Source organism: uncultured Helcococcus sp., assembly GCF_946998255.1.
Lineage (GTDB): Bacteria > Bacillota > Clostridia > Tissierellales > Peptoniphilaceae > Helcococcus.
Genome location: NZ_CAMPYN010000081.1, coordinates 1 through 3,956 on the forward strand (window position 1 = coordinate 1; position 3,956 = coordinate 3,956).

Sequence of the window (3,956 nt, forward strand, 5' to 3'; positions counted from 1 at the left end):
TCAATAATCATGTTAGCAACACGTCTTTCAACTTCTCTTATATCAATTGGACGACCAACTTTATTTAAAACTATCATAGTTTCCTTAAAGTCAAAGTCTAAGGCTCCCTTTAATTCACGTTTGTCTTGTAAAATTTGGTGAAGGTCTTTCATTAAGTGAAGTTTTTCAACTAATATATCATCATTATAAATGTTATTTTTTCCTTCTAATAAATCTGATACTTGATCATAAATTAGCCTATAATCACTCTTTATCACTGACTCATAAAAGTCATAGTCTAAAACCTTACCTTTCTTATCTATTTTCATCTTAACTGTGACAGTTAACCTATCCACGTCGGGGTTTAATGAACATAGTCCATTTGATAATTCTTCTGGTAGCATAGGTATAACCCTGTCCAATAAATAAACAGAATTTCCTCTTTCATAGGCATCCTGGTTGATAGCTGAATTTTCTGTTACATAATTTGCCACATCAGCTATATGGACATATAAGTCATAAGTATCACCATTTTTTTCAATGGAAATAGCATCATCGAAGTCTTTAGCTGTTTCTCCATCTATGGTAACTGTAAATAAGTCTCTAAAATCAACCCTTTTAGAAATTTCTTTCTTGCTAGGTTTATCTGGTAAAGACTTAGCGTAATTTAGAGTTTCATAAGAAAACTCATCAGGTAAATCAAACTTTTTAGCAATAGAAAGTATTTCTATACCTGTATCATTTACATTACCTAATACTTCAACAATTTTTCCTGTAGGATTTTTATCCTTTTTCTTGAAGTCAACTACTTTAACTATAACCTTGTCCCTATTTTTAGCGCCATTTATATTTTCATGCGGTATAAAAATATCATATCTGGCATTACTATCATCTAATATAACAAAGCCATACTTTTTAACCTTTTGGAATTCTCCAACTAATATATCTGGATTTCTAGAAATAATTTCTATAATTTTTCCTTCAGGTCTATTTCCATCTCCCGCATCTTTAGTTATCTTAACTTTAACTTTATCATTATCCAAAGCTCTATTTAAATCATCTTTACCAATAAAAATGTCTTGTTCATTTTCATCATCTGGAATGACAAAACCAAAGCCTTTTTTATTTATATCTAATTTTCCTATTAAAACTTTCATATTTTTTCCTTTTTTACTCATATTAAAATTATACCATTATTGAAGGAGAATGGGAAAATTTGTGTCTTTTCATTCTTTTTATATGAGATTTTAACAAATAAAAAACCTGGTTTTAAAACCAGGTTTTGGATATTAGCTAACTACTGCTAACACTATTGATGATATTAAGAATAAAACTCCTGATACCACAACAATTTTATTTAATAATGCTTCTTTTGCTTTTGTAGCACCTGCACCAAATACATTTGAATCTTGTCCTGATAAAGATCCCATTCCTTCAGCTTTAGGTTCCATTAACAAAGTACTAATAATAATACCTAAACTAGATATAACTAGTAAGGCTAAAAATACTGTTTTCATTTAAACCTCTTTCATAAAATTTCTACAATATTGGAATTATATCAAATATCCCTGATTTTTTCAATTAATACTTATCTTATCCTTTAGTTTTTCAAATGTTTTTTCACCTATGCCCGATATATTTTTTATATCTTCAATAGATTTGAATTTATTAGTATTTCTATAGGATATGATCTCTTCTGCTCTAGTTTTACCAATACCTGGTAAAGTAGTTAATTCTGATAAATCTGCCTTGTTTATGTTAACCTTATTACTTGCTGCTTTTGTGGATCTGGGAGTAGTTTCTTCAAGTTTAGAAGAATTTTCACCAACTTTATAAACATGGATTTTCATTTCATCTTCTAATTTTTGAGAAAGATTTATACCTTCTATGTCAGCTTCCTTACACAAACCTCCAGCTTTTTCTACCAGGTCATTCATCCTAGCATCATGCTCCATCTCATAAACTCCAGGATTTGTTATACATCCAGATATATCAACATAAATCTTAGTTTGTACTGGTTTTTGATCTTCAGTATTAGTTTCTAAAAAGCTTTCAGTCCTAGTCTCGACTTCTTCTTCAGACTTAAGATTAGCAGTATTATCAAATTCTTTTATTTTATTTCTATTTATAAAACCAAATATTGCAATGATTATAATAAGTAATATGGTTACAATCTTATCTAAATTGTTTTTTATTTTCATAACTCCCCCTAAATGGGCGAGCTGTCTAATCCCATAATTTTTCTAAATCGTAAAATTCTCTCTGTTCTTCGGTAAATATATGCACTATAATGTCACCCAAATCTACTAGTATCCATGAAGCATCTCTAAATCCTTCATTGGCATATATTTCATAACCTTCTTTTTCTAATTTCATTTCTATTTCGTTGGCTAGAGCCTTTGTATGTTGGATAGAAGTACCTGTAACTATAACGAAATAGTCAGCTACTGGTGTTTTGTCCCCTATTTCTATAACTTTTACATTTTCTCCAAGCCTGCTGTCTATTGCTTTTAAAACAATGTCAAGTTTATTCATCAATTCTCCTTTGTAAATAATTTCTTGCTTTCAATGTTTCTAAATCTATTATAGCATTTACATCTATTAAATGTTTTATAGTCATATCAAAAGTCATCAATACACACTTGTCTAAACCTAAATCTAAGGATTGTCTTGCTTTTTCTGCATTTTCAAAGCTTCTATTAACTTCAATAAAATCAGCCAACAATAGGACTTTTTCCAAGTCATTCATATCTTCTTTACCACAAGTATGAATCCTTATAGCTTCCAAAATTTCAGGATCATCAATCCCATATAAGTCTTTGGCAACTATTGCTCCTAGGTAGGCATGGGCCAATGCAGGAAATTCAAAGATTTCTTCCTTATTCAGTTTATATTTGTCCTTATACTGTTCAAAGTATTCGTCTTCTAACCCCTTAGCACAATCGTGTAGGAGCATGGTCAATTCAACCTTATCTTCATCAAGACCAAGCTTATAGTATTGATTTAATCTAAGTCCTGCTTCTACTACTCCTAAGACATGTATATATCTATTTTTTTCTAACTTCTTAGACAAATCTTCTCTTATCTCATCTACTCTTGCCATAATTTTTTATCCTTTATATAAGCAATTGTCTCTTCCCTTAAAAGATACTTTGGGATATAACCATCTCTAATGCTATTTCTAATATAGGTCGAAGAAATTTCTAATTGTAAGTCGTCAAAATAAAAGATCCTATTTTTAGAAAAGTTCCTCATTTTATTTAAGTGGTCACCTTCTACATCATAGCCTGGTCTTTTGAAGACTACAAGATCTAAAAGATCTATAAACTTATTGTATTCATACCAAGATTCTATCTCCTGGAAAGAATCTGACCCCATTATAAAATAGTAGTCGTCCTTACTTTTTTTCTTTAACTTTTTGACTACATCATAAGAATAAGAATTCTTCTTCAAGTTTTTTTCTATATCTGAAAGTTCAAAATACTTATTATCTTTTATTGTTTCTTCCACCATCTCATACCTTATATCATAGTCTAAAAGATCAACTTTTTTATGGTAAGGATTGGCAGTTGGTATGAATAATACCTTGTCCAAACCAAGCCTTACCCTTGCCTGTTCAGCTATTACTAAGTGACCTATATGAATGGGATTAAATGATGAACCAAATAAACCGACTTTCATATCTGACCTATGGTAAAGTAATTATCTTGTCTTCACTTTGCCTATAAATAACAAATTTATTACCCATATGTGAGACAAATTCTGCACTTAACTCTTTTAAAATTTCTTGAATTAAATCATTATGATCATCTAAGTTGTTATTTAATATTTTTATCTTTACTAATTCATTAGCCTCAAGTGTATCATCTATTTGTGTTAATAGATTTTCTGTTATACCATTTTTACCAATTATAACCTTTGGATCCATGGTATTTGCTAATGATTTTAAATGTTTTCTTTGTTTTGAATTAATCATT

7 protein-coding genes are annotated in these 3,956 nt (G+C 29.6%); all 7 read right to left on the bottom strand.

Going from position 1 to position 3,956, the window contains the following annotated elements:
- Nucleotides 1–1,136: RNB domain-containing ribonuclease (locus Q0U66_RS05580; protein ID WP_297378489.1), on the bottom strand; the 1,136-nt coding region annotated here is incomplete at its 3' end.
- 132 nt (nucleotides 1,137–1,268) lie between these two features.
- A complete protein-coding gene (gene secG, locus Q0U66_RS05585) occupies nucleotides 1,269–1,496 on the bottom strand; it encodes a preprotein translocase subunit SecG (protein WP_297378492.1) in 228 nt (75 codons plus the stop codon).
- A gap of 60 nt (nucleotides 1,497–1,556) precedes the next feature.
- The gene (locus Q0U66_RS05590; RefSeq protein WP_297378494.1) at nucleotides 1,557–2,180 is read right to left on the bottom strand and encodes a helix-hairpin-helix domain-containing protein; all 624 of its coding nucleotides are present in this window, start codon (nucleotides 2,178–2,180) and stop codon (nucleotides 1,557–1,559) included.
- 25 nt (nucleotides 2,181–2,205) lie between these two features.
- Nucleotides 2,206–2,514, bottom strand: a complete 309-nt coding sequence (gene rsfS / locus Q0U66_RS05595; RefSeq protein WP_297378498.1) for a ribosome silencing factor — start codon at nucleotides 2,512–2,514, stop codon at nucleotides 2,206–2,208.
- Nucleotides 2,507–3,082: a bis(5'-nucleosyl)-tetraphosphatase (symmetrical) YqeK gene (gene yqeK / locus Q0U66_RS05600; protein WP_297378501.1), complete on the bottom strand. Its 576-nt coding sequence runs from the start codon at nucleotides 3,080–3,082 to the stop codon at nucleotides 2,507–2,509. The genes rsfS and yqeK overlap by 8 nt, the downstream gene beginning before the upstream one ends.
- Complete coding sequence (gene nadD, locus Q0U66_RS05605) at nucleotides 3,070–3,660, bottom strand: nicotinate-nucleotide adenylyltransferase (protein ID WP_297378504.1); 591 nt, start codon at nucleotides 3,658–3,660, stop codon at nucleotides 3,070–3,072. Before nadD ends, yqeK begins: the two co-directional genes overlap by 13 nt.
- A 7-nt stretch (nucleotides 3,661–3,667) precedes the next feature.
- A complete protein-coding gene (gene yhbY / locus Q0U66_RS05610) occupies nucleotides 3,668–3,955 on the bottom strand; it encodes a ribosome assembly RNA-binding protein YhbY (protein WP_297378507.1) in 288 nt (95 codons plus the stop codon).
- Between the last annotated feature and the right edge of the window lies 1 nt (nucleotide 3,956).

Excerpts from the sequence above, each read along its gene's own strand:
- secG (WP_297378492.1), bottom strand. The coding sequence starts at position 1,496 with ATGAAAACAGTATTTTTAGCCTTACTAGTTATATCTAGTTTAGGTATT.
- Q0U66_RS05590 (WP_297378494.1), bottom strand. The coding sequence starts at position 2,180 with ATGAAAATAAAAAACAATTTAGATAAGATTGTAACCATATTACTTATT.
- rsfS (WP_297378498.1), bottom strand. The coding sequence starts at position 2,514 with ATGAATAAACTTGACATTGTTTTAAAAGCAATAGACAGCAGGCTTGGA.
- yqeK (WP_297378501.1), bottom strand. The coding sequence starts at position 3,082 with ATGGCAAGAGTAGATGAGATAAGAGAAGATTTGTCTAAGAAGTTAGAA.
- nadD (WP_297378504.1), bottom strand. The coding sequence starts at position 3,660 with ATGAAAGTCGGTTTATTTGGTTCATCATTTAATCCCATTCATATAGGT.
- yhbY (WP_297378507.1), bottom strand. The coding sequence starts at position 3,955 with ATGATTAATTCAAAACAAAGAAAACATTTAAAATCATTAGCAAATACC.